Source organism: Pseudomonas sp. ZY71 (genome assembly GCF_036542145.1).
Lineage (GTDB): Bacteria > Pseudomonadota > Gammaproteobacteria > Pseudomonadales > Pseudomonadaceae > Aquipseudomonas > Aquipseudomonas koreensis_A.
The window spans coordinates 3,242,657-3,268,772 of sequence record NZ_CP144274.1; the positions used below are offsets into that span (position 1 = coordinate 3,242,657).

Annotated in this window: 21 protein-coding genes and 1 pseudogene; 10 read left to right on the forward strand and 12 right to left on the reverse strand. The window is 57.3% G+C overall.

All coding sequences use genetic code 11. The features are described from left to right. Positions 1-141: 141 nt before the first annotated feature. The 3 genes from VY732_RS14380 to VY732_RS14390 form a co-directional block, all read right to left on the reverse strand. On the reverse strand, positions 142-2,589 hold the full coding sequence (locus VY732_RS14380) for a fimbria/pilus outer membrane usher protein (protein WP_331695873.1): 2,448 nt from the start codon (positions 2,587-2,589) through the stop codon (positions 142-144). A gap of 218 nt (positions 2,590-2,807) precedes the next feature. Further along, positions 2,808-3,557 (reverse strand): fimbrial biogenesis chaperone, encoded by a 750-nt coding sequence (locus VY732_RS14385; RefSeq protein ID WP_116030287.1) that lies wholly within the window; start codon positions 3,555-3,557, stop codon positions 2,808-2,810. A gap of 68 nt (positions 3,558-3,625) precedes the next feature. Further along, positions 3,626-4,231 (reverse strand): fimbrial protein, encoded by a 606-nt coding sequence (locus VY732_RS14390; protein ID WP_077572906.1) that lies wholly within the window; start codon positions 4,229-4,231, stop codon positions 3,626-3,628. A 322-nt stretch (positions 4,232-4,553) separates the two neighbouring features. Between VY732_RS14390 and VY732_RS14395 the strand changes: the two are divergent. The 6 genes and pseudogenes from VY732_RS14395 (at position 4,554) to VY732_RS14420 (ending at position 13,299) form a co-directional block, all read left to right on the forward strand. Then, positions 4,554-5,774 (forward strand): annotated as a pseudogene (locus VY732_RS14395) (EAL domain-containing response regulator). Positions 5,775-5,948: 174 nt separating this feature from the next. Then, entirely contained in the window at positions 5,949-6,656 is a 708-nt protein-coding gene (locus VY732_RS14400) for a response regulator transcription factor (RefSeq protein WP_099759160.1), read from the forward strand. A 7-nt stretch (positions 6,657-6,663) separates the two neighbouring features. Then, the gene (locus tag VY732_RS14405) at positions 6,664-10,296 is read left to right on the forward strand and encodes a transporter substrate-binding domain-containing protein (protein ID WP_331695771.1); all 3,633 of its coding nucleotides are present in this window, start codon (positions 6,664-6,666) and stop codon (positions 10,294-10,296) included. Positions 10,297-10,400: 104 nt separating this feature from the next. After that, positions 10,401-10,784, forward strand: coding sequence for a type 1 fimbrial protein (locus VY732_RS14410; RefSeq protein ID WP_331695772.1), 384 nt, complete (start codon positions 10,401-10,403; stop codon positions 10,782-10,784). A 339-nt stretch (positions 10,785-11,123) separates the two neighbouring features. Then, a complete protein-coding gene (locus VY732_RS14415) occupies positions 11,124-11,555 on the forward strand; it encodes a hypothetical protein (protein ID WP_331695773.1) in 432 nt (143 codons plus the stop codon). 115 nt (positions 11,556-11,670) lie between these two features. After that, positions 11,671-13,299 carry a methyl-accepting chemotaxis protein gene (locus VY732_RS14420; RefSeq protein ID WP_331695774.1) on the forward strand — a complete coding sequence of 543 codons (1,629 nt, stop codon included), beginning with the start codon at positions 11,671-11,673 and terminating at the stop codon, positions 13,297-13,299. A 37-nt stretch (positions 13,300-13,336) separates the two neighbouring features. On the opposite strand, the gene VY732_RS14425 is transcribed toward VY732_RS14420, so the two are convergent. Next, entirely contained in the window at positions 13,337-13,918 is a 582-nt protein-coding gene (locus VY732_RS14425) for a hypothetical protein (protein ID WP_331695775.1), read from the reverse strand. An 826-nt stretch (positions 13,919-14,744) separates the two neighbouring features. Here VY732_RS14425 and VY732_RS29965 point away from each other — a divergent pair. Then, positions 14,745-15,200, forward strand: a complete 456-nt coding sequence (locus VY732_RS29965) for a fimbrial protein (RefSeq protein WP_442968573.1) — start codon at positions 14,745-14,747, stop codon at positions 15,198-15,200. Here VY732_RS29965 and VY732_RS14435 read toward each other — a convergent pair. From VY732_RS14435 to VY732_RS14455, 5 genes are all read right to left on the reverse strand, one after another. Continuing rightward, complete coding sequence (locus tag VY732_RS14435; protein WP_093431585.1) at positions 15,195-15,557, reverse strand: response regulator; 363 nt, start codon at positions 15,555-15,557, stop codon at positions 15,195-15,197. The genes VY732_RS29965 and VY732_RS14435 overlap by 6 nt on opposite strands. 23 nt (positions 15,558-15,580) lie before the next feature. Next, entirely contained in the window at positions 15,581-17,020 is a 1,440-nt protein-coding gene (locus VY732_RS14440) for an ATPase domain-containing protein (protein WP_331695776.1), read from the reverse strand. Between the two features lie 206 nt (positions 17,021-17,226). Next, positions 17,227-18,228, reverse strand: coding sequence for an NAD(P)H-quinone oxidoreductase (locus tag VY732_RS14445; RefSeq protein ID WP_016984515.1), 1,002 nt, complete (start codon positions 18,226-18,228; stop codon positions 17,227-17,229). Beyond that, positions 18,229-18,561 carry a carboxymuconolactone decarboxylase family protein gene (locus tag VY732_RS14450; RefSeq protein ID WP_034154073.1) on the reverse strand — a complete coding sequence of 111 codons (333 nt, stop codon included), beginning with the start codon at positions 18,559-18,561 and terminating at the stop codon, positions 18,229-18,231. It abuts the gene before it with no gap. Between the two features lie 11 nt (positions 18,562-18,572). Continuing rightward, positions 18,573-20,009: an NAD-dependent succinate-semialdehyde dehydrogenase gene (locus tag VY732_RS14455; RefSeq protein WP_016984517.1), complete on the reverse strand. Its 1,437-nt coding sequence runs from the start codon at positions 20,007-20,009 to the stop codon at positions 18,573-18,575. A 221-nt stretch (positions 20,010-20,230) separates the two neighbouring features. Here VY732_RS14455 and VY732_RS14460 point away from each other — a divergent pair, with 221 nt between their 5' ends. Beyond that, positions 20,231-21,157: a LysR family transcriptional regulator gene (locus VY732_RS14460; protein ID WP_331695777.1), complete on the forward strand. Its 927-nt coding sequence runs from the start codon at positions 20,231-20,233 to the stop codon at positions 21,155-21,157. Between the two features lie 76 nt (positions 21,158-21,233). Here VY732_RS14460 and VY732_RS14465 read toward each other — a convergent pair whose 3' ends face one another. The 3 genes from VY732_RS14465 to VY732_RS14475 form a co-directional block, all read right to left on the reverse strand. Next, positions 21,234-21,485, reverse strand: a complete 252-nt coding sequence (locus VY732_RS14465) for a DUF2790 domain-containing protein (protein ID WP_331695778.1) — start codon at positions 21,483-21,485, stop codon at positions 21,234-21,236. Between the two features lie 255 nt (positions 21,486-21,740). Then, positions 21,741-22,862 (reverse strand): SMP-30/gluconolactonase/LRE family protein, encoded by a 1,122-nt coding sequence (locus tag VY732_RS14470; RefSeq protein WP_331695779.1) that lies wholly within the window; start codon positions 22,860-22,862, stop codon positions 21,741-21,743. A 166-nt stretch (positions 22,863-23,028) separates the two neighbouring features. Beyond that, positions 23,029-24,162: an alanine--glyoxylate aminotransferase family protein gene (locus VY732_RS14475; protein ID WP_331695780.1), complete on the reverse strand. Its 1,134-nt coding sequence runs from the start codon at positions 24,160-24,162 to the stop codon at positions 23,029-23,031. 127 nt (positions 24,163-24,289) lie between these two features. Here VY732_RS14475 and VY732_RS14480 point away from each other — a divergent pair, with 127 nt between their 5' ends. Together VY732_RS14480 and VY732_RS14485 are read left to right on the forward strand one after the other, a co-directional pair. After that, on the forward strand, positions 24,290-24,901 hold the full coding sequence (locus tag VY732_RS14480; RefSeq protein ID WP_331695781.1) for a dTMP kinase: 612 nt from the start codon (positions 24,290-24,292) through the stop codon (positions 24,899-24,901). A gap of 141 nt (positions 24,902-25,042) precedes the next feature. Continuing rightward, the gene (locus tag VY732_RS14485; protein ID WP_331695782.1) at positions 25,043-26,101 is read left to right on the forward strand and encodes an aromatic ring-hydroxylating dioxygenase subunit alpha; all 1,059 of its coding nucleotides are present in this window, start codon (positions 25,043-25,045) and stop codon (positions 26,099-26,101) included. Positions 26,102-26,116: the final 15 nt, after the last annotated feature.

Genomic DNA, 26,116 nt, shown 5'->3' on the forward strand with positions numbered 1-26,116 from the left:
CTACGCCTTTTATGGTAATGAGTCTTCTGCGTGTGGATATAGGAATTGTCTTGTTTTTATGCGCCATGGCTAGACGCGCAGAAACGACAAGGCTCTGAATAAATCAGAGCCTTGATGTTGAAGATTGAAGAATTGAACGTGTTATTTCGATGTGTCTACGCTGGTAGAGCAAGAAAGCCGGTAATGCTCATAGTTCAAATCCTTTAGCCTTTCTGGAAGCTTGTAGGGGGCGGGGCAACTCTTGCCCTGCCACTTGATTGTGATGATGCCTTGATCTTGGGTAACAAGCGCTAACGCCTTGCCGGTGGGGTCGGAAAGCGCCAGTTGTTTACCATCGGCGTCCATCAGTACGGCTCCGAATGGGAGGGGTTTGCCCTCGGCATCGTAGAGTTCGAACTGGATCCGTCGACCTTTGCTGCCTTCAAAGCGCGCGAGCACGACTGAACCTCGTCTCGGTACGAGTTGTTGGGTGGCGTTGTCCAGCTCTATGTCACCGCCGAGATTTCGTGTGTCCAGCGTCACCCAATTCACCCGATAGGGCTGTGCGTTTGGAAGGACGGCATAGCCGTTGAGGCCGGTTTTCACGCCGGAGTAGCTGCTGACTTCTACCCCTGACATACCAGGCACTTCCACCATTGCGAATGTTTCGCCGACGGTCTGGCCCATGTTGATTCCCCCCGCGTGAGCCACGATCGATCCGGCCGCGCTCAGGTTCTGTGATTCATAACCGCTGCCTCGGCTGTAGCCCAATCCCAGATCGCCCATCGCTGTCCGGGTACTCAGGCTGAGTGAGCCGGAGCGATCACCTTGCACACTGCGCCCGGTCTGTACGGAATAGTAGGTATCACTGTCTTCAGTCAGATAACCATTGATCCCGGCTTGCGTACTGGTGCCGGTGTTCTGATGATTGCTGGAAATATAGGCGCGAGGTGCGCGAGGTGTCGATCCGAGCGGGAATGAGATCGAAACGCTCAGTTGGGTGTCGTGAGTGGTGTCGCCGCGTGTGCCGAATTCCTCGGTTTTACTCAAGCTGATGTTGTAGTTCAGGTCGCGCCAATTGTTGTTGTAACCGGCGGAGAAGCTGCGCGAGCCGCCGCGATCCCAATAGCGCTGATCACTGGCATTCAAGTACAGCGAGCCGTACTGGCGCGCTTCGCCCAGGGTCTGGTTGACCGTGAGGTCGGTACGGGTTTTGGCGTTACCTGCGCGCCGTGTAGCGCCGGTGCTGGTGTCTTGAACGTGGTCGGTCAGCGTGCGGTAACCCTCGGTCGAATAACGATAGGCGGCGAGGGTGAAGCTGGTATCGGTGCCGGTGAAGGTCTTTGCATAGAGCGCGCGTACGCTGCTGCCCTGGGTCGTTTTACCGAATGCCTTGCTGGACGATTGCGTCACGTCCAGCGACATCGCGCCAATCGAAGTGTTCTTCGCCGCACCGACGGAAAGCGCCTTGAAACCATTGCTGGCCTGAATGCCGGCAATGCCTGTCAGGTTGCTGGTCAGACCGTAGGCGAAAGTGCCGCCCAGGAAGGCCGGCTTGTCGTAGCCCTCGCTGTTGTTGTTGAATTTGCCGCTCGACAGGCTGTACTTCAACTGTCCCTCACGCACCATCGTCGGCAAGGCGGAGAACGCCTGCCGGGTGACCTTGCGCCGACCATCCGCCTCGACAATGGTGATCTCCAGATCGCCATTGGAACCCGATGGATAGATATCACTGATCTCGAACGGCCCCGGCGGCACGTTGGTGGTGTAAAGAATGTAGTTATCCTGGCGGACCTCGATCTTCGCATTGGTTTCAGCCACGCCACGAATGATCGGCGCATAGCCGCGCTCGCTGTCTGCGCGCATGCCCTCATCAGAGGCCACCTTGACGCCTTGATAGCGCACGCTGTCGAACAGGTCTGAGTCGGAAAAGATTTCACCCGCACTCAGTTGCCCCTTGATCGCCGTGAGGTCGCGCTGGATGAACGTGCGATTGCTGACAAACCGATTGGGCCGGCCGGTGGCACTGCTCAGATTGGACTCGTTGCGCAAACGCCAGGCACCGAAGTTGATGCCGTTGCGCAGCCCCAGATTATTGGAGATTTGCGTCGAGTAATCGGTTTTGCTGCGGGTGCTGCTCAACTGATAGTTGATGAATCCGGCGGCCACGCCATCGTCCCAAAGCTCTGGGTCAACATAGCCGCGCATGCCGCGTGCCATAGCAACCTGCGGCACGCTGATATTGAGGCGCAGGCGGTTGGCGTCAAAACTGATACTGGCTTGCTCGATCATCGACGCAAGATCGTAGTGATCGGCAGGCCGTTGCTCATCAACCAGACCTTGCTCACGCAGTTTGCGCATGTCCACACCCAGCTGCTGTAACAATTCCAGGGTGATACGTGGCTCGACTTTGCCGTTGAGCGGGTTGGCCGCGAAATCAACGTCGCGACGCCCGACCAGCGTGCCGTTGCTGAAAACGTCAACGCGATATCGGCCTGGCAGAACGCTGTTGGCATTCAACAAGGGTTGCAGATCGACCGCCGATGAACCTTCAAGAAACAAGGTATTGAACGCTTCACCCGCTACCGCGGCCGGGGCTTCGGCACCCATGGCGAAGCCACAAATGGCCATGTTGATGGCAAAGCACAATGGATGCAGGCAGCCCAACGCCGTTTTGCTTTTATGGCGCACAACGTGATGCTTTACACAACTTGAAGATGTGTGGTGTTGGGAGGAGAACATGCAATTTGCCTTATCAGTCCGTGTTGCTTCAACCGGAGTCCGGAACTCGTAAATAGCTTGTGAATTGGCGGGGTGGGGCGGGGAAGTTATTGGGCGGATGCATCTTTCAAGCGTTCGGCATGACTTTCGGTAGCGCTGAGTGGTGCATCGAATCGTTGTTGTGCGCCGTAATCGTTAATGGCTGAAAACGTCAGACGCGGAGATCCAGGTGGCAACTCTTTCAAGTTGAATGAACGGACTTCGCCCGGAACGATCATTGTCGAATCAATCACCAGTTCGGTTTTTTTTCCTGCAGCGACTTTCAGGTCGGCCAGCGATACGTGGTAATTGCTTTGATTTTTTACTTTCAGTACCGACTTGCCAGCTTGCGTGACCAGTTGCCATACCAGTTGCACCGGCGCTTGCGCGGCGTCACCGGTGAGTCCATCCGGACGGAAGAAAACCTTGATGCGCTGACGTACCGCCAGTTGCAGCGTATTGACATCGGCAGCACTGGCCTGAGGGATTTCCTGCACGTTCAGCCACACCACCGACTCTTTGTCCGCAGGCATGCCGCGGCCTTCATACAGAATCCTCAACAGTTGCTGTTGATTGGGTTCGAGTCGGGCCAGCGGTGGAGTCACCGCAAATGGCGGCGCGCTGCCAGCCGTGTCGCCGGCATCCAGCCACGATTGCGCCAGGATGGTTTGCCCGCCGTTGCGCACGGTGACGTTTGCCTCTTTGTGCGCGCCATCGAAGATGACCCGGGTGGAACTCAAGGAGATGCTGGCGAATGCCGAGTGCGTCATCAACACCCCGGCAAGCCCCAGACACAGCGGAAAATAGCGACTTAACATAGTTTTCACCGATTGATCTGGTGGGGAAGGACGAGGCACAGCGGCCCCGTCCAGGTATTGCGCGCTGCTTATTCGTATTCGAGAACGAACGGCAGAGTGGCGTTACCGGTACCTGCAGTAGCGGTGGTCTTGTCGCCGGTGGTGACGTAAGCGGCTGCGAACGACAGGGTGCCGTCGCCGCCAGTGGTGCCGTCGCCAGTCAGGCTGGTCTGTACTTTGGCTGTGGCTTCGGAGCTCAGGTCGATCAACTGGCCGTTGCTGTCCAGCAGCGCGATACCTACGCCTTTGGCCGCATCAGTACCTTGCAGCTTGAGAACTTTCTTGCCATCAACCAGGCCCGAACCGCCGTTGACGGTTGGTTTGAACAGCATCGACACCTTGGTGCCGGCGTTGCAGTTCACTTTCAGGTTGAAATCATTGGCAGCCACGCGACCAGCACCCGGGGCAGAATCGGTGCCCATGTCTTTGATCGATACGCTGCCCATGTCCACGGCAATCATCTTGTCGTTACCCGAAGCGCCATCTACCGAGCAGGCATCGTTGTTGATGACGCCGGTGAAGCTGATCTGACCGCTGCCGCCCTTGACAGCTTTAGCGGCTTCTTCTGCAGCCAGTGCGCCAGTGGAGGCAGCCAGTACGGAAAGAGTGAGTACTGCGAAAGCGAACTTTTTCATGTTTATATCCGAAGTTATTGTGAAGTGCTGCATTTGAAATGCCTGGCCATCTTAGGTCGGTGATGGCGATGGGTCTTTGAGATTTGTCTTAAAGCGTCGCAAGTGCGAGTTATTCAGCAATATCGGAAGTGCGTGTTTATATTTTCAGTCAATTGTATGGCGGACTAAATGAGACAATTCTCAAAGTCGCGCGAGCTCTATCTGATTAGTATTCGCGGAGGCAGAAATTCTCAGTCAATGCAAAGTTTGTGAGCGATCTTTCTGTTGGAAGAAGATTCAGGCTTTTCGCTATTAATGGCTGATAGAAAGAGGTTCCCGGTTTGTGAACACGCTTCGTATATTGGTATTGGAAGATCACGCCTTCCAGCGCACGGCTGCGGTCAGCGCGCTTAATAGTCTGGGTTACAAAAATATCTTTCAGGCGGCTGATGGCAAAGATGCGCTGGCTGTGATTTCTCAGGCAGGGGGCGTGGACGTTGCGTTGTGTGACTTGAGCATGGCCGGGATGGATGGTTTGACCTTTTTGCGCCTGGCGAGAGAGGCCGGATTGATTCGCGCAGTGATCATCTGCAGTTCACTGCCTGAGGACTTGTTACGCACGGTTGATCGAATTGTCACGTTGCAGGGCCTGGAATTGCTTGGCAGTGTCGGCAAGCCCTTGATGGTCGATGTACTGGCGCCATTGCTGGCTCGCTATCGGCCGCACAGCCAGGTCGATGCCAAACTGGCGGAAAGTCATCTCGATCAGCCTACGGAGAACGAAGTGCTCGAAGCGATACGCCGGCAGGAATTTCGCGCGTACTTCCAGCCCAAGTTTCACCTGCGCAGTGGTGAGGTGGATGGCGCCGAGGTGCTGGTGCGCTGGCAAAGCCCCAGTCGCGGGTTGCTTTCACCGGGTATGTTTCTGCCAACGATCGAGCGTTGCGGACTGCTCGACGAAATGTTTTTCAGCCTGCTCACGCAAGGACTGAGTCTGCAGCGTTTCGTGCAGTCCCACGGCAAGCCGTTCAAGCTCGCCTTCAATCTCGACGTCACGCAGATGGCCAACCCGAATCTCGTCGACCGGATCAAGGCGCTGTTGCGCATTCACGGCGCCTCGCCAGCCGGGCTGATATTCGAGCTGACGGAAACCGGTCTGCTGCAGATGCCCGAGATCAGCATGGAAAACATGGTGCGTCTGCGCATGCTCGGCTTCAGCCTGGCGATCGATGATTTCGGTGTCGGCTACTCTTCGCTGGAGCGACTGTGTCAGATGCCGTTCAACGAAATCAAACTCGACGCCGGTTTTGTGCAGAATTTCCAGTAGGCTCGCTACAGTGCGGTTATCCACGGTGCCTTGGCCCTGGCGCGCGAGCTGGACATGCGTGTGGTCGCAGAAGGTATTGAAACCGCAGACCAGGTTCATCACCTGGCTCGACTCGGTTGCCAGTGGGGGCAGGGCTTCTTCTATGCTCGACCCATGAATTGGGCGCACCTGGTCGATTGGCGCTTCGAGGGTCAAAAGTCGTCCTGGCGCCGCGCAATAGGTACGTCCGACCTTTGATGCGCGCTCGCGGTCTGACTTTTGGGACAAAGCCCTATTTCGTCGTGTCTTTAAAACAATCATCATGTGCCGAGAAATCAATCAGATGCACCTGAAAGCTTCGGTGATGCCCGGGATCGGCTGCGGTTGCCAAGTGCTGATGATCCTTCAACCCTCCTCATCATGGAGCTGCTCATGCATTGGTCAGTCGTGAATCCGTTACGCGTTGCCATCCTTGATGATCACTCGCTCATACGTCTGGCGATGAAATCGCGGTTGACGCGCGAAGCCGAGTTCAGTGTCGTGGGTGTGTACGGGAGCAGCGCGCAGTTGCTCGCTGGATTGCGCGAGGTCGACATCGACCTGCTGATACTCGACTACAAGCTGCACGATGGCGAGCTGGACGGGCTTAATCTGATTCGCCTGCTGCGCAAGCAATATCCAGACATGCGCATCCTCGTCTCATCCTCTGAAGAGCGCCCGGCGGTGGTGAACATGGCGATCGGAGCGGGCGTCAGTGGATTCTTCGGCAAGTCCCAGCCAGTCGATGACCTGATCACGGGCATCCGCTGCGCAGCGTCCGGCCAGTTGTACCTGTCGCCGGCAATGGCCTTCGAGCTTGATGTGCTGCCTGCGTCGGTCGATGAGCCTGCTGGTGCCAATGATGACGGCGCGGTGCACAGCGACGATTTTCTGAGCAATCCTTTGCTGTCGCCGAAGGAGAAAGAAGTCTTGCGCTGCTGTCTCGAGGGCATGGGGGTGACGCAGATCGCTTTGAAGTTCTCGCGCAGTCGCAAAACCATCAGTGGGCAAAAACAGGCCGCTTTCAAAAAGCTTGGCATTCGTGGTGATGCAGAGCTGTTCAAGTTGCAGCACAGCCTGACAGCCGACAACCAGGGATAACTCGCTTATGTTTCATCTGTTGCGCGGTGTTTTGCTCGTCAGTGTGCTTTTCGTATTCGGTAGCGGGTCGTTGTGGGCAGCAGAGCCGCGCACTCTGCAGGTGTTCGGTCGATCAGACTGCAAGGAGGTGCAGGTCGATCTGGGCAATGAAGACTGGAGTTGGCTCCGGCAGAAACGCAGCCTCGTATTGGGATCGGCGCTTCCGGATTTCCCGCCCTATGTCATGACCGCCAGCGGTACGCGTTATGAGGGGATTGCCGCCGACATCGCCTGCATTATCGGTCAGGCCCTGCATGTCGAAGTTACCGTCAAGGCATATCCCGACCGTCGCGATGCCATGGCGGCGCTTGAACGTGGCGACATCGACATGTTGGGCAGCTCCAACAGTTTCGAGTTGATCGACGGCCTCGTTACGCTCAGCAAGCCTTATGTCGAAGACGTGCCGGCAATGTTCATGCGCGGCGATGATCGGCGACCGATGCCGGCCAATCTGGCCGGTTTGCGTATTGCGGTTGCCGACGATTACCTGCCATCCAGTCAGCTGCATGGCTTGTATCCCAACGCCGAGTTCGTACTTTTCCCATCGAACGAGTTGGCACTGGCTGCGCTGGCCTTTGGCAAAGTCGATCTGTTTCTGGGCGACACGGTGTCCAGCAACTATCTGATCAACCTCAACTACTTCAACTATGTGCGCCTGCACTCTTTCGTCAAAACGCAAACCAACGGTTTCAGCTTTGCCCTGCGCCGAGGTAATGATCAATTGCTGCGTCTGATCGACTCGGTCATCGAGTCGATGGGAGAGGGCAAGATAGCCGAAATCACCAAACGCTGGTCCGGTGGCGGCGGGGCACTGACCCCCAAACGTATTGACCTGACACCCGGCGAAGCACGCTGGCTTGAGCTGCACCCGGTCGCGCGGTTCGTGATCAATGACGATCAGGCGCCATTTGCGTTCTTTGATGGCGATGGCAACTTTGGCGGAATCGGCGCCGATCTGCTGGAACTGATTCAGCGGCGCACTGGTTTGCAGATCGATGTGAAGCGCACCGACAGCTTTTCCAGCTTGAGCACACGCCTGCTGGATGGCAGCGCCGATATCTCGTTGCTGACGCCAACCGTCTCCCGTGAAGTCGGTATGCGTTTCACCCACCCGTTCCTCGCCAGTCCTTTTGTGATCGTCACCGCCAAGGACGCTGGCGCGCCTTCAAGCCTGCAGGAGCTACGCGGCAAGCGCGTCGCCGTCCCCGAGAGCTCGGCGGAGCGTGAGCTGCTCAAGGATTATCCCGACATTGAAATTGTCGACAACGAGACAGTGCTCGGCGCTCTGGCTGACGTGAAGGATGGGCGAGCAGACGCGATGATTACCACGCTGCACAGTGCGCGCTATTACATCGCTCACATCTACAGCGACAGTTTGCGCATCTCCAACATCGTCGGCATGAACAAAGGTTTCCTCGCCTTCGCCGCCCGACGCGCCGATACCGAACTGGTCAGCATTCTGAACAAGGCTCTGCTGAGCATTCCACCCGACGAGCTGGACGTGATCCTCAACCGTTGGCGCCCCATTGCTGCGTTCTCGGGCTTGTCGTGGCGCGATTACAAGACGTTGATCTACCAGATCAGCGCTGGCGCTTTCTTGATTATCCTCGGATCGCTGGCGTGGAATTTCTATATCCGCCGGCAGATCCGCGAGCGCAGTCGGGCAGAGCGCTTGCTCGGTGATCAACTGAAGTTCATGGGGGCGCTGATCAACGGCACACCGCATCCCATTTACGTACGCGATCGTGAAGGTCGGCTTGTCACCTGCAATAACAATTATCTGCAAACGTTTGGCCTGTTGGAAAAGGACGTGATTGGCAAGACCGTGCTCGAAAGCGGCAAGCGCAATCGCCAGGAGGCGTTGCAATTTCACGATGACTATCTGCGCGTCATCGAGCGGGACGAACCTTACGAGGTGGATCGCACACTGCATGTCGGTGATACGCGGCTGATCATTTATCACTGGATTCAGCCTTATCACGACACAACGGGGGAAGTCAGAGGCGTGATCTGCGGCTGGATCGACATCAGCGAACGCCGCGAACTGATCGAAGAGTTGCGTTCGGCGAAAGAGCTGGCCGATGAGTCGAGCCGTGCCAAAACCACGTTCCTGGCGACCATGAGCCACGAGATCCGTACGCCGATGAGCGCCGTGATCGGCATGCTTGAACTCACACTCAAGCGCGCCGAGCAGGGCCACTTCGATCGACCGGCGATTGAAGTGGCCTACGACTCGGCCAAAGGCCTGCTGGAGCTGATCGGCGATATCCTCGATGTGGTTCGCATCGAGTCTGGGCATGTCAGTCTTTCGCCGAAACGTGCCAACCTGCGCGAACTGGTCGAATCCGTGGCGCGGGTGTTCGACGGCCTGGCCAGGCAGAAGAGTCTGGTATTGAAGCTCGATATCGACGCCACGGTCGGCTGTGACGTACTGGTTGATCCGATGCGCTTCCAGCAGGTGCTCTCGAACCTGGTCGGCAATGCCATCAAGTTTACCGATACCGGGCATGTCAGCGTCTCGATTCGCGGCCAACGCCTTGCTGACGAACGTTTGCAAGTCGACCTCAAAGTCGAAGACACCGGCATCGGTATTTCCAGTGCTGATCTGCAGAACCTGTTCCAGCCGTTTTCGCAAGCCAATCACGGCCCCTCGAACCGGGGCGGCACCGGTCTGGGATTGGCGATTTCACGTTCGTTGTGCGAGTTGATGGGCGGGCGGCTGAACATCACCAGTACGCTGGGCAAAGGCACCTGCCTGGAAGTGTCGCTGTTCTTCAATATCCTCAGTCCGCTCGGCGGCAAGGTGCTGCCTGTTTCGGTTGTCCAGGACAAGCCAGTGCCGACGCTGCGGATTCTGGTAGTGGACGACCAGAGCGCCAACCGTTTGTTGCTGACGCAGCAGCTCAGTTTTCTTGGCCAGGCGGTGCGTGATGCTGCCGATGGTGCCCAGGCATTGGCGTTGTGGCGCTCGGAGCCGTTCGACATTGTGATCACGGACTGCAACATGCCGGTCATGAACGGCTATGAACTGGCCCGCACCATTCGCCAGGACGAACGCGGTAGTGGTGAAGCGCCGTGTATCGTGCTGGGCTTCACAGCCAACGCGCAGCCGGAAGAAAAAGTGAAATGCCGAGAGGCGGGGATGGATGACTGTCTGTTCAAACCGATCAGCCTCAGCACCTTGTCGACCCTGCTTGCCGGCTGGGAAAAGAACGTCGAAACCGAGCCAGTGGAAAGCCCGCCTGCGGCGGGTATCAAGGAGCTGGGGTCGATTCGCGAGCGTCTGAACGAGCTCACCGGAGGCGATCTCGACATGATGAAAGAACTGCTGCGCGAGGCGCTGTCGAGTTGTGAGAAGGATCTGGAGGAACTGCATTCGCTGATACCCGAAAGCGATCCCGGGTTGTTGGCTGACCTGGCACATCGGATCAAGGGCGCGGCGCGCATTGTCGCCGAGCATCAGGTCATCGAGGCGTGTAACGAGCTTGAGGCCGAGTGCGAAGCGCCGGTCATCGATCCACTGGATATCAATCGCAGCGCGTTGAAGCTGGAGCATGCACAGGCTGATCTGATCAAGAAAATCAAACGGGTCGAGCTGTAACCGTATTGGCGCAGGGCTCTGCTGACTGGCCTTGCATTGAAGGGGGATGCTAAAGATCATTTTGCAACGGGCGATACCTTGGTTAATAACCATGGAGTTTCGCGATGATCATTCGACGTCCTTTATTGATTGCCTGTCTCTGCCTGCTGGGTTTTGACACCGTCAGCGCGGCCCAGTCTGCACCCGTCAGCGGAGTGATTCGCTTCAGCGGACAGATCGTCGAGGCAAGTTGCATGGCGAGTGGCGCCAGCCGTGCTTCTGCTTCTGTCGAGCTGCTTGATTGTCCGCAGGCGAGCACTGGTCAGATGTTCTCGGTGACCAACGTCAGTGCGGCAGGGCGGGGTGAGCCGCGCCAGCAAGTGTTCGTAAAGATGATTGCCGATACCCACGAGCAGGAAAAATATTACGATCAGCGCCTGCTGCTCACGGACACCAAGGGCCACCCGATAACGACTGGCAATTACGTCGTGACGCTGACGCTGCCTTGATGGGCTGAGAAAGAATGAGTTTGCGCCTCTTGTTTCAAGGTTACTGACAACAAGGGGCGTTAATAATGAGAATTGTCTGGTTCGTGCACAACCGTCCCGCGCTTCTGGCATTGCGCCGCTCGCCACCGTTGCAAACCCCCTCCCTCCAAAGACTTTGAACCAGGCCTGGCCCCGCTAGCGCGGGCTTGTCATCAAGGTGTGGTTTTCGTTCAGCGATCCCCGTGGTCATTTTGAGACAAGTCTCATATCGGACAGGTTGGCCCTTGGTTATTTTCTTGAAAGGAAGAATGGAGCTGCCAAAGGTGTCCGATGTTTCTTGAAAATAACCGAAGTCGATCCTTGCGGATCCTGATCGCCGATAACGACGTGCGTAGAGGTCTGTCGATTGAACAACAGTTCAACAAGCTGGGCTGTCTCAGCGTAGTGAATGTCTGTACTTATCGTGACCTGAGAGTACTGACGTATTACTGCCCCCAACGGCTCAGCCTGGTCGTGGTCAATGCTGAGTTGCTCAACGAGATGGCGATGGATCCGCTCGATTTTTTTGGGGAAAACCCGCTGATTCGTCACCTGCTGATTTTCAACCCCAGTGATGATCATCAGTGGTCGAAGACCTTCTTCAACCCGCATCCGCAACGCTGGATGCGTCTGGTCTCGAAAATCGATCTGCCGCGATTGGCGGATTTTCTGATGCTGGCCGACCCGACGCTCAGGGAACTGGCGGAGCCGGCCTCATCCGATTCCACGCTTCCTTCAGGTGCAAACCGCTAGCTGTTGCGCCTTCGCGCGGTAATCCGCTTGTGCTTTGAGGTGCTATTGCCCAGCGCCTGCTGTGCTGCCCACTCGTTTGCCCCATTGTCTTGAATACACTCTAAGGTAAGGCATCATGCTGCTTCGTAAACTCAATCTCGCGCCGCGTTCGGCGCTGTGTTTTGGCTTGTTCTGTCTCATGATTATCGCGATCGGACTGATCGCCTTGCAGCAAGTCGATTTACTCAACAAAGCAGAAACGTACGTTGAGACCACCATCGTGCCGAGTATCAAGCTGCTCGGACAACTGGATCGTGAACTCATCGAAATCAAGGGCAATAACGCCCGCCTGCGCAACCCTATCGAAACCCCTGAGCGCAAGGCTCAGGCTCTGATGGACATTCAGCAGTCGCGTCAGCTCATCAAAAATCATCAGCGAGCGCTTATTGATCTGCTGGCAACTGACGCCGGGCGTGAGGCCTTCGAGACGTTCGCCAAAGCACAACAGGTCAATGATCAGGCGCAGGACCAATACCTTGAAACCGTGGCGAAAGGGCAGCTTGAAGCGGCCATTGCGCTGTCAAAGAATCAGATGCGTGCCGCCTCGGACGGCGTGCAGGTCGCGCTCAAAAAGCTGATTGCTCTCAACGAGATCGAAGCTTATGAAGCGGGCAAGCAGGCCGACAATGTTTACGAACACACGCTGTTGATCGTCAGTGTGTTCATTGTCATTGCCATCGGTGCTTCCTTGGCCTTGGCAGTGTTGTACACGCGCAGCCTGACGGTGCCGATTGCAGGCTCGCTAAGGGTTGCGGAATGCATCGCCGCCAACGATTTGAGCGAAACCATCGCGCTGGATGGTTCCGATGAGGCGGCGCAGATGCTGTCGTCACTGGCGGCGATGCAAACCAGTTTGCGTGACGCCCTGATCATGATCCGTGACTCGTCCACGCAGTTGGCCGAAACCTCGGAAGTCATGCACGGCGTCACCGAAGATATCTCGCGTATCACTCAGCGTCAGAGCCATGAAATCGAAATGGCCGCCACGGCCGTGACGCAAATGAGTGCAGCGGTGGAACAGGTTGCGGACAACGCCGCATCGACCTCGCAACTGACGTCGGAATCAAGCGCCGCAGCCATCGCCGGTAAAACCCGGGTCAGCGAAACGGTTGCGGCAATTAACCTGATGGTTTCCAGCGTGCATAGCACCTCGGCAGAAGTGCAGGCGCTTTCTACGATGGCGAGCGATATCAGCAGCGTGCTGGACGTGATCCGAGAAGTCGCCGAACAAACCAATCTGCTTGCCTTGAACGCAGCGATCGAAGCGGCGCGGGCGGGGGAGGCGGGCCGTGGCTTTGCCGTGGTTGCAGATGAGGTGAGAGGGCTGGCGCAGCGTACGCAGAAATCGACCGAGGACATTGAGTCCATGGTCAGCTCCATTCAGTCGGGCACCAGCAGGGCAGTTACGTCCATGAGCCACACCCGCTCTCAGGCCGAAAGAACACTCGAGATGGCCAATATCGCCGGCGAAGTGCTGACCGACATTACTGGCTCACTGAATCTCATCAATGAACGAAACCTGCTGATGGCGACCGCCGCTGAAGAGCAGGCTCAGGTTGCGCGTGAAGTGGATCGCAGCCTGATCAGCATTCGCGACTTGTCCTGTGAAACCGCAGAAGGATCGAAACAGACGGCGGTTGCATCGGCGGAGCTCTCGCAGTTAGCGGCGTCGCTGAACAAATTGACCAAGGAATTCAAGCTCTGACTGTGAGCATAAAGCCCTGGTTGCCAGGGCTTTTTTATCAGTGCTTGATCGGTGAAGTGAAGTCTTGCGCATCGGGTGCAGAATTCTGAGCTGGTGATGCGGTTTGTGCCGTCAGTTGTTCAATGCAGGTGGCGAGTTGTTTTTCATAGCTTTCAAGCACGGCTTCGGCTTCAGCTTCGCGCTCATCACGCAAGCGAAAGAAGTCGTCGCGACTGAGCTGATCCGCTACGAGGCGGATATTTTGCTCGATGATCGCGCACAGAGAATCTTCGTCCTCTAACGCGGCGCTGGTTTGCGCCGCGCGTTGAGTGTTTTCGAGCTCCGTCTTTGCCGCCTCGGCGGCCTTCACTTGTTCCTTCGTGGTAAGCAGGTCGGTTTCCAGGGCTTGCTTCTGTTCTGCCAGACGCTTGAGTTCTGCGCTCATTGACTGGATAGCATCAGCGCGGTGGGTGAGCTGGACCTCCTGTTGCTGCACCACAGCCTTCAGTGGAAACAGTTCATTGAGCTGGTAACCGGCGACCACAGTCATGGTGATCAGCGCCAGTGCCAGAATCGTCAGGCAGTAGATGGCGGCGTTGCTCTGGGGTTTTGGACTATTGAGGGTATCGAGGGCTCTCACGGAATCGTTTCTCCTATCAAGAGCCGCCAGTGTAATGGCCGAGTTTCGTTGCGCCTTTAAGACGAGTCTTAAATTGGGTGTTGGTTATTTACGCTGGTAAAGGAGGTGTTCAACAACGCGTCCTTTTTATAGGTTTCAAGATTTAGTTAGTTGACTATAAATCCATGAGAATTGTCTGATTGTTGAATAAATAAACTTTTTGCCCAAGTGCTATTTATTCATTATCTTCTCGCTCCGGTTGTGGTGATTTTGCTGCCGGTTGAATATTCGCACCATCGTCAATCATTCAGTTGTTTGCATGCAACGCAGAGTCAGAGAGAGTGTTATGAAGTTATGCTATATATTAATTGTCGGGCTCTTGTATGTGCTGTCGTCAAATGCAATGGCGGCGGTATGCGAGTTCTATCCCGACAACTCCAAGGGCAACGTCCAAGTTGTCCTTCCGGCCACGATCTCGGTGCCGCAGGACACACCGAACGGCACGGTTATCTATGAAAGCCCAATCGTGACCCTGGGAGCCATTCCCAGTTCGTTCAGGTGCTCTGCGGTACACAATGAAGGTGTGCGCAACTCTGTGGGTGTCACCCAATCAGGCGCGCAGATTTTTCCTGTTGGAAATACCGGGATCGGCTGGCAATGGATTCGACCGCCCTCGGGTAAAGCATGGAAAGGCTTTCCGGGAGACAGCGACGTTGCTGGCGGTTGGGGTTGGAATGGCAGTGAGCACATCTTGCGGCTCGTAAAGACGGGCACTATTTCAGGGAGTGCGACGATACCCTCAGGCCAATTGGGAGTCTTTGTCGCCGCTGAAATCGAGCCTCTGGCAATGAATACAAATGGCACCCGGGTCGTCTCACAGTCTTGCGAAACACCCGATGTGAAAGTTGATATGGGTAGTTATAACTTGAGCGATTTCCCAAAGAACGGTGCCTATGCCAAGGAGCAATACTTTTTTCTCAGTATGAAAAACTGTCCTACCGGAATAAACAACTTCCGCTACTCCTTTTCGCCCACTGCGGGCAGCCCTGCGTGGGACGCTAATACTGGCATGGTAAATCTGAACAGTAGCTCCACTGCCAAAGGTTTGGCATTGCAGATGCGCTTCAGAGACGGGAAGCCACTCAAGCTGAATCAGAACTACATAATGAAAGCGCCCACATCGGAAGGCGGGAATGCATCTGTAGACTTGCAAGCCCGCTTCGTGCGCATCGAGCCTTCCAATGCGCAAATGCGAGCGGGCAATGCCAATGCCGAAATTGCCTTTGTCGTTGAGTATCTATGAGGAGGCCAACAGCTTCTTCACCTCAGCCACAATCACTTCAATGTCGAAAGGCTTGGGCAGCACCACGTCAAACAGATCCGAGCGCTGCATGCCAATGTGCGCCTGCGCTCCACTCATGAGAATGATCGGCAGGTGTTTGACGCAAGGCTGGGCACGCACGGCTTCGGCGAATTCGAGGCCGTCCATGACCGGCATCATGAAGTCCGTGATGATCAGTGCTGGCCGTTCTCTCTCCAGCACTTCGAGGGCTTTTTTGCCATTGCTGGCCGTCACCGTCATGAAGCCTTCATCCTCCAGCGCAAAGCCAAGAATGTCAGCAATCAGATACTCGTCGTCGACTACCAGGATGGTGGTCATGTTATTTCAACCCGCTCGAAGACTTACGATATTGAACCAGGCAATGACTCAGATGAGACGGAAGGTTCATTTCTCAAAGCCTTTTCCAGGAACACATCTTGATCACGGATGACTACCTCGAACCGCGAAGGGTTATAGGAGCTATCACGTATCTTGAGAATGGAAAGCGTCCTGCGAAGTTCAGCGTGATTTTCAAAGAAACGCATGAGAATCAGGTTGTCGGCAATACTTGACAGGTCGGAATTCGGTGCGCTGACCTCGGAGCCGAACAGATCGCGCATTTCCCAAGAGGCGAAGACCGTGACGCCTCGGGATCGCAGCTCGTTCATCAGTGCACTGAAAAAGTCGGTGATGCGTTCCGGTGTGGTTGAAACCCGAGTCATGCCGCTGAGGCTGTCGATGAACAGGCGCTTGATACCTTTTTCATCGACCAGGCTCAGCAGGCGCGCACCGAGGGCGTCGAGCAAGCCCTCGGTGGTCGGCTGCCAGGCAATGCTCAGCGCACCGCTGTGTTCCATTTGTTCAATATCGATGCCCAGCGAATGGCCTTTGAGTCGTAGCCGTTGCGGGCTCTCATAGAGACCGAAATGCAGGCCCGGCGCTTCGGTCGTCGACTGCGCGAGAAACTTCAGCCCCAGCGTGGTTTTGCCGATCCCGGAAGGCCCCATTACGAGCGTGACGCTGGAGCTGTGCAAGCCGCCACCGAGGATGTCATCCAGCGAAACGATGCCGCTGGGAATGCGTGTCATGTCTGCGCTGTCGGGGGCGGAAGGGCGTTTGTACAGACTTTCCAGGCGCGGATAGACCACGAGGCCTTTTTCGGTGATTTCACACTCGTGAACACCGGTCAAGGCCCCGCTGCCGCGGGTCTTGCGCAGGTGAATGCGTCGCACCGATCGCGTGCCGAACAGCTCTTCGCCCATTTCGATGACGCCGTCGACCATCGTGTGTTCCGGGCTGCCGTCGTCCAGGCGCGAGCTGGTGAGAAACAGCACGGTGCAACCGGCGAATGCCGCGTGGCCTTGCAGTTCGGAGATGAATTTTTTCGTGTCGATCGGTGAGTCGGCTTTCGAGCGCGCGTTGAGCAAACCGTCGACGACCATGACCGTCGCTTTCTGCCGGCTGATTTCGCGCCGCAGCAGTTTCACCACTTCATCGAGGCCTTCGTTTTCCAGCGTATCGAAAGCGCTGACAAACTGTATTTCAGCGCCCACTCGGGATGCGTCGAAAAAACTCATGGTCGACAGAAACTGAAACAGTCGGTCGTGAGACTCGGCCAGCAACGTGGCGACCAGAACGCGACCGCCATTGCGGGCATGATTGAAGCCGAGCTGATTGGCGAGGATGGTCTTGCCGGAACCGGGGCGGCCCTGAACGATGTACGAAGCACCCGCGACCAGGCCACCCTGAAGCAGCGCGTCGAGCCCTTCGATTCCGCTTTGAAGGCGTTTTAGCTTTTCCACTTTGCGACCCTGATCTGAAAAAACAGGCTTGTTAAGCCGAATGGGTGAAATGCTAACGCCATTTCCATTTTTGGGCCATGCCGGTGGAGGGAAAGTAGCGTTGGAACATATCGTTTTGGCGTGTTCCATGCCCCGTGACTTCTGCCAAGCCTTTCGAAAACGGTGCCCATCCAGGGCACCGTCATTAATCGAGAACTCAACCCGTTTCAAATCAAGTCTTCCGGCTGCATCGTCAAAATGATTTTCCCGACGTTTTCGGAAGACTCCATCCGGCGATGCGCATCGGCAGCCCGCGCTAGCGCAAACGTGCTATCGACGACCGGCTCAAGGCTTCCGGCACCCTCGAAGCGATCAAGCCAGTGCTCGCGAAAGCGTTTGATCATGGCGTGCTTCTCCGGTTGCGTGCGTGACTTCATCACCGTGCCGATGATTTGCAAGTGGCGGTAAAGAATGTCCTCCAGCGCCACCGTGACGTTGCCGCCACCGCCAAGGATGCCGACCTGAATCAGGCGACCGCCCTTGGCAAGGGACGCGATGTTGCGGGCGAAGTAGGGCTCACCGATAAAGTCGATGATCACATCGACGCCACGCCCCTGGGTTTTGTCGGCGATCACTTGAGCGAAGTCCTGCGTCTTGTAATCGATCGCCACGTCTGCGCCCAAATGCTCGACACGCGCCAGCTTGCTGCCTTCGGTGGTCGCATACACCGTGGCGCCGGTGGCGTAAGCCAACTGCACCGCAGCGGACCCGACGCCGCCAGCGGCCGCATGAATCAACACCGAATCGCCAGCCTTGAGTCGAGCGAGGTGCATCATCGCTTCATGGGCCGTGACGAAGACCTCGGGAATGGCCGCCGCGTGTACATAATCAAGCTGCGCAGGGATGTGCATGGCCATGCGGTAATCGATGCGTGCCAGCTCGGCGTAGGCACCGCCGCCGACCACGCCCATGACGCGATCTCCGACCTCGAACCCGGTCACCGCGCTACCTTTGCCGATCACTTCGCCGGCGATTTCCAGGCCGATGATCAGCGAGTCGCCGAAATTCGGATGGCCGTACCCACCGGTTCGATGCGTCAGATCCGCTCGGTTCACCCCGGCGGCATAGACACGCACCAGCAGGTCGTCAGGACGGACTTCAGGATCGGCGACCTCGACGAGTTCGAGGACTTCTGGCGCACCAAATTCTCTGATGTTGATGGCTTTCATTCAGTTGTTCTCCGTTTCGCTGAACGTGGCGTTGGCGATAGCAGACGCAGTGATGGCGCCAGGGAAGCCCACATAGAAAGCCAGGTGCGTGATCGCTGCCGCCAGTTCGTCTTGGGTCACACCGTTGCCAGCCGCCCGGCGCAAGTGAGCAGGCAACTCTTCCGAGTGACCAGCGGCTATCAATGCCGCCACGGTGATCAGGCTACGGTCGCGCGGGGACAACGCCGGGTCACTCCAGATCTGCGGATAAAGCGTCGAGTCGACGAATTGCGAAAGCTTTGGCGTGAACGCGCGCGCGGCTTCGCGAGGACTGCTGAAATTGAGCTTGGACATGGGCGAGTTCCTTAAACCTGGCTGATGAATTTGTGGGTCAGATAGTGCTCGATGCCTTCAATGCCACCTTCGGAGCCGTGACCGCTTTCTTTCATGCCGCCGAACGGGAGCTCGGTCGCGACGATGCGATATTGGTTGATCCCGATCATCCCGGCCTCTAACCCGTCAGCGACATCAATGGCCGTGCGCGCGTTGGAGGTGAACGCGTAGGCCGAGAGTCCGTAGGGCAGGCGGTTGGCTTCTTGCAGTCCATCGGCCAGTTCATCGAACGGCATCAGCACGGCGATGGGGCCGAAGGGTTCTTCGTGCATGACGCGGGCGTTCATCGGCACATCGGCCAGAACCGTGGGTTGGAAGAAGTAGCCTTCGCCAGACAAGGCTTCACCACCGGCCAATACCCGTGCACCTTTCTCGACGGCATCGGCGACCAGTTCTTCCATTTTTGCCAGTTGCCTTGGGTTGGCCAAAGGTCCGACCTGAGTATCCGGATGCAGGCCGTCACCGATTCTCAGGGCTTGGGTCGCAGCGACAAAGTGATCGACAAAGGCTTGATAGGCGCCACGCTGGATCAGAAACCGAGTGGATGAAATGCACACCTGCCCGGTGCCGCGAAAGCGGTTGGCGACGCCTTCGACGGCGGCTTTTTCAATGTCGGCATCCTCGAACACCAGCACCGGTCCGTGCCCACCCAGTTCAAGGGTGATGGGCTTCACGCCTTCGGCAGCGCGTGCAGACAGCAGGCGACCGATCGGCACCGAACCGGTGAAGGTCACTTTGCGAATGATCGGCGAGGCGATCAGATGGCTGGACACTTGATCCGGTACGCCGAAGACCACTTGCAGCACACCCTTGGGCAATCCTGCATCGTCGAGTGCACGCGCCAGGGCCAGCGCTGTGGAGGGGCTTTCCTCACCCGGTTTCAGAATGACGCTGCAACCGGCGGCCAGTGCTGCCGAGAGCTTGCGTGCCGGGGTGATTGCCGGGAAATTCCACGGCGTAAATGCGGCCACCGGGCCGATGGCCTGGCGTTTGACCAGTTGCAACACGCCTGGCCGGTTGGCCGGGACCACACGGCCATCGATACGCCGGGCGCTTTCGGCGAACCATTCGAAATACTCCGCCGCACGGGTCACTTCATCGAGGCTTTCATTCAGCGGCTTGCCTTCCTCCAGGGTCATTTGCGCGGCGATCTGCGGTGAACGCTCGAGGATCAGGTCGGCGGCACGCTTGAGGATCTTGGCGCGTTTGTCAGGCACGGTCTGGCGCCATTGCTCGAAGCTCAGGCGAGTCACTTCCAAGGCGTGATCAAGATCGCCTGCGGTGGCGAGTGGGACGCGGCCGATTTCCCGGCCGGTTGCCGGGTTGACGACGGCGGCAGTATCGCGCCCTTCGGCACTGATCCATTCGCCACCGATGAAAAGATAAAGCGGGTCGTAGGAGGTTTTCATGATCTGCCCTTCAGTTGGTTGTCAGAGATTCGGATGAAACCCGGCGCCTGTTCAGACGGCCTGTGCAACCAAGTCTATGGAAGGAGGGGCCATTGATTTAGACGGGCCAGAGGGAATCATTGTTGTCGCCAGAGGTAATATCGAGCCGCGGGCCGAACGTGTAGCATCCGGAAAAAGTGCGCGCTATCACGGGTAAGCGTCAGATCTACAGGAAGGTCGCGATGGATAAGCTTTCGAACATGTCGGTGTACATAAAGGTTGTCGAGATGGGCAGTTTCACGGCCGTGGCCAATCATCTGGATTCCACCGTCGGTAACGTCTCGCGTGCTGTATCGGCGCTGGAAAACGTGCTCGACGCACGTCTGTTGCAACGCTCGACCCGACGCCTGTCGGTCACCGATGCGGGGCGACGGTTCTATGAGCGATGCACGAAGATTCTCGCTGATCTGGAGAGTGCCGAAGCCGAAGCCAGCAATGCCGCGCTGGAGCCTCGGGGAACACTGCGGGTGCATTGCGTACCCGGGCTGGCTCGACATCTGGTTACGGGGGCCGTGCTGGAGTACCGTCAGCAATTCCCGGAGGTGACGGTGGATTTATTGCTCTCGCAACGCATGCCAAACCTGTTGGAAGATCAACTGGACGTCTCGATTCTGATCGCCCGCGCGCTACCCGATTCGGCGTATGTCAGCCAGAAGATCGGTGTCAGCCATTGTGTGCTGGTGGCGTCGCCAGACTACCTGGCTAGGCATGCGGCCCCGGAAACACCTGAAGATCTGCGCGATCACCAGTGTCTGTTGCTGGGCACCGTCGACTATGTGCGGGACGAGTGGCAGTTGAAGAGCAAGGCGGGGGACGCGACATTTGTCCCGACAGGGGCAAGTTTCAGCGTTAACGATATGGATGCGATGGCACATGCCATTCGAGAGGGCGCGGGGATTGGCTTGCTGGCCGGGTTTACGGCCATCGATGATTTACGTTCCGGCAAGCTAGTGCGGGTTTTGCCTGACTACCATACCTATGAGCGCAACGTGTATGCCGTCTATACCTCTCGGCAGTTCGTCGATGCAAAAATCACCCGGTTTATTGAAACGCTGAAAGATCGGGTTGGCAGTCAGCTGGCAGCCACGGCCCAAGCACTGATCGATTGAACCGCCGCGGAGCAAAAAGGTATTTGCGCCTCGATGAGACCACTCTCCGAGGCGCAATGATCGGCGAACAGATGACTTAGCCCTGGCTGCAACGGCCCATGACGTTATAGGCCAGTACGTGGCGTTTGCCTTGCGAATCCTGGTAGGTCATGTGCGTCGGTACCACTGCGCAAACATCCGGCACCGGGTCTTCAGCGATGACCTTGGCGACATCCAGGTGGGTGCCGTAGCGATATTGCTCGACCTGTTGAGTCTTTGCAGAACCGTCCTGTGCCGCTACCACTGAACTGAAGCCCAAAAGTGCGACGATGATCATTGCCGTTTTCATGATGAGATTTCCTAAAGTAAGTGTGATGTTGCTGGCAGGACGAACTTTAGGCTTGAGGGTTTTGCGCAAACAGGCGTGAATCCGGGAAAGACTTTTATCAATTCCGAACACAATCTTGCGGTGTCTGACGCTAGGGCGTTTCACCGGGTCCGGCAAGGCGGAGACAGTAACCGCGATTGAATACCGCACATCCTCGGATGCGCGGCAGACTATCGTTTCGACACTCACGAATCTATCGCGAAAGGAACCTCGCTTTTACAACGCAAACGTAGTCCCCCGAGTATTCACAAACAGCGAGTAGATCGAGTGACTACTGGCCATGAACAACCGATTGCCTTCGCGCCCGCCAAAGCACAAATTCGGGCAACGCTCTGGCAGGGAAATGTGCCCGATGGCCTTGCCCTGCGGATTGAACACGCGCACGCCGTCGAGTTTTTCCAGGTCGGCCTTGGGGTCACCATTGCCGCCCCAGCCGCACCACAGGTTGCCGGCTTCGTCGCATTTGATGCCGTCGATAGCTGCATATTCCAGCCCTTCGATGTGCTTGCGGCGTTCGCCCAGTGTGCCGTCGTCTTTTACGGCAATCGCCCAGATCAGGCGATTGGGCTTGGCGCGTCCTTCGACGACGTACAGGGTCTTCTCATCGGGCGAAAAGCACAGGCCGTTGGGGCCGTTGAGGTCGTCGATGACCCGCGTAACTTTTTTAGTTTCGCCGTCGATGCGGTACACGGCGTGGGGTTGGCTCGGGGTGATTTTGTGGCCTTCGTAGTTGTTGCCGGTCTGGAAGGGCGGGTCGGTAAACCAGATCGATCCGTCACTTTTGCAGACGATGTCGTTGGGCGAGTTGAAGGGCTTGCCGTCGAAGCTGTCGGCCAGCACGGTGATCGTGCCATTGGCTTCGGTGCGCGTGATGCGCCGACCTTCGCTGGTGGTGGTGGAGCCTTCGCAGACGAGCAGACGCCCTTGGCGATCCCGGCACATGCCGTTGGAGAAGTTGGAGTGTTCGCGGTAAACGGAGAAGGTATCGGTGATTTCGTCCCAGCGCATGATGCGATTATTGGGAATGTCGCTGACCAACAAATAGCGGCCATCACCGACCCAGACCGGTCCTTCGGCCCAGCGCATACCGGTGGCAAGTTTCTCAACACTGGCGTTGAAAACACGTAGCTCGAGGAAGCTATCGTCGAGGATGTGAATCAGCGGATCAGGGTAGCGCTGACTCAAGGGTTCGGCGGCCTCGACGATCCGCGTCAGTGCGGTGCTGCCGACGGTGGCGAGCGTGGCGGAAACGGCGAGGGACTTTTTCAGGAAGCTGCGGCGGGTGTTGCCTTGCGCTTGGTTGAGGCTGTCAGGCTTGGTGGACAGGCGTGAGTCCATGTAGCGATCTCCGTGGTTTTATTTTTTTTCGAGGAGACGTAGTAATACCTTGTGATAGGACATCGTACAAGTTGTACGTTGTGTGCGGGCCATAGGGTGCATGTAGCGGTGGAAGCGAGTGAGCGCGACCTCCACCGTAAAATTGGCATGCGGGAACGAACAGATCTTAGCCAGCCACCACCTCATCCAACGCCTGCTCCAGCAGGCTGACCGTGCGCTCGATATTCTGCAGCTTCTCCAGCCCGAACAGCCCGAGGCGGAAGGTCTGGAAGTCCGCCGGTTCATCGCATTGCAACGGCACGCCGGCGGCGATCTGCAGGCCGTGATTGGCAAATTTCCTGCCGCTCTTGATATCGGCATCATCGGTGTAGCTCACCACCACGCCGGGAGCCTGAAAGCCTGGCGCGGCCACGCTTTTAAAGCCTTTGCCGGTCAACAACGCACGCACCCGATCGCCCAGCGCCTGTTGCTCGTCGCGGATCTTGTCGAAACCGTAGGCTTGCGTCTCTTTCATCACGTCGTTGAACCGTGCGAGGGAATCGCTGGGCATCGTCGCGTGATAGGCATGTCCGCCCTGTTCGTAGGCCTGCATGATCTGCAGCCACTTTTTCAGGTCGCAGGCGAAGCTGCTGCTTTGCGTCTGTTCGATGCGCTCACGTGCCAGAGCGCTGAACATCACCAGGGCGCAGCAAGGCGATGCGCTCCAGCCTTTTTGCGGGGCGCTGATCAGCAGGTCGACGGCGCATTTGTGCATATCCACCCAAATGGTGCCGGAGGCAATGCAGTCCAGCACGAACAGACCGCCCACCGCATGCACGGCGTCTCCGACCGCTCGCAGATACTCGTCGGGCAGGAGGATCCCGGATGAAGTTTCGACGTGGGGCGCGAAGACCACTTTCGGCTTCTGCGCGGCAATGGTGGCCAGCACTTCGTCCAGCGGCGGCGGGGCGTAGGCGGCCTGTCGACCCGTCTCGACCGGTCGGGCCTTCAGCACCGTAGTGGCCGCCGGGATGTTGCCCATATCCAGAATCTGGCTCCAGCGAAAACTGAACCAGCCGTTGCGTATCACCAGGCATTGCTGGCCAGTGGCGAACTGTCGCGCCACCGCTTCCATGCCGAATGTCCCGCTGCCCGGAACCACCGCCACCGCCTCGGCGTGGTAGACCTGTTTCAGGGTCGTGGAAATGTTCTTCATCACGCCTTGAAAGGACTGCGACATGTGGTTCAGCGAGCGGTCGGTGTAGACCACGGAATACTCGACCAATCCCTCGGGATCGATGCTCGGATAGAGCTTGGACATGATGACTCCTTCGGCAGAGAGGTAAACATCTTTGGCAAGCAAGTGTAGGCAAAGGGCAGGGATCAGCTCATTGAATTGAGCAAATGAGGTTAGAGTGCTCAGCAATGTCTCTGTCGTTGCGTGAACCATGAAGCTGCCGCTGTTTATTTCTCTGGATGGGCCCAAGGGCACCGGTAAAACCACGCTGCTGGAGGCTGTGACCGCCGCACTGCGGGCAGACAAGCAGAAAGTCGTTCGGCTTTGCGAGAGGAAAAGCGATCCGTACCGCGGCGAAACCATGGCCCTGGTCAACCAGCTCGCCAGACATCCCTCGCGGGAACTGGAGTGGGCGGTGTGTCAGCGCCTTGCCGATAGTCGTCGCTGGATTTCCCAAGAAGTGCTGCCCAAACAGCCGCTGGACAGCATCATCCTGATCGACCGCTGGTATCCGTCGGACGCCGCATTTCGCCATAGCGTTCCGTTTGCCGAGATTCTGCAGTTGAACATCGAGCGAGGCGTGCGCGTGCCGGATCTGCATGTCGGCGTCGTCACCGCGCCGGATATTTCATGGGCGCGGGCAACGGCACGATCTCGAGGACTGGGCGGCACGGTGATCCAGAAACACGCAGAGCACGTTGTGTGTAGCGAGATGTTCGAGCAGGCAGTTACCGATCACGGCTGGGTGTTGTGCCGTAACGAAGGAACCATCGAAGCCGCAACGACTCAGGTAGTTGCAGAGATCTATAAAGTGCTTGGCTGATTGTCGCTGCGCAGGCGCTGGTCTAATTTGAATTTCAGGTTTTTCTGATCTGAGCTAACCGTACTAACGGATCACACGCCCCCCATGCTCACAAACCTCTGGTATGTCGTTCTCCCATCGTCACAGTTGACTGATGGATTGATGCCGGTTCGATTGCTCGGACAACCTTTTGTAGCGTTCCGCGATGACGCTGGCGTCGCTCACGTGCTCTCGGATATTTGCGTGCATCGCGGCGGCTCACTGTCCGCCGGCAGCAAGGTGGGTAATAGCGTGCAGTGCCCCTATCACGGCTGGCGGTTTGGCGCTGATGGCGTGTGCACGCAGATACCGGCGCAGCCCGACCTGCGGATTCCCGCCAAGGCCCGCGTCGATGCGTACCCGACGCTGGAGCGATACGGATGGATCTGGGCGTTTTTAGGTGATCTGCCTGAGTCTGAGCGTCCACCGTTGCCGACGCTCGATTGGGTCGACGATCCCGCGATCCGCGTGGTCTCGGGTCACTTTGACTGGCAGGCCAGTTGGGACCGGATTATCGAAAACGGTCTGGATTTCGCGCACGCACCGTTTGTCCATGGATCAACCTTCGGCGATCCGGATCATCCCGAGATTGAATCGTTCGAGGTCGACAGCGATGCGTGGAGCGGCAGCGCGCAAATGCTTATGCGCAGGCCGGCACGCAAAGGGCTGCTGCGGCGCAAATCCTCCACCGAGTTTGTCAGTGTGGTCACCGTCCCGGGTTTCCATTTGTCCGGCCCGTGTACAACGCTTGAGCTTGAGTTACCGAACGGCTGGCGGATCTACATCGTCTCGGCGCATGTGCCGATTGATGCTAACCGCACGCGTACCTGGTGGATGATGGGCAGAACGTTCCTGCGCTCCGGACTGCTGGATCGCAGATTTATTGCCAGCAACATCCGTATCTTCGAACAAGATCATGCCGTGCTGAAAAACGTGCGGCCGGAGCGTGTGCCGGATTCTTTCCAGCAGGAGGTTTCGTTGAAATCCGATGCGCTGCAGATTGCCTTTCGCAAAGGCCTGCAGGCGCTGGAGTTGCGCGGCTGGCGCATCGATGAAGAGCGTCTTGCGCGAACCTTCACCGGACGCAAGGCCTGCGCAATACCCAGCCCCGAACGTCGTCAGATTCGCGCGTGGGCAATCGAGCCGATTCCGCTCGTGGACATCACCCACGAATCCGAATAGTGGTGCGAGCCAGCC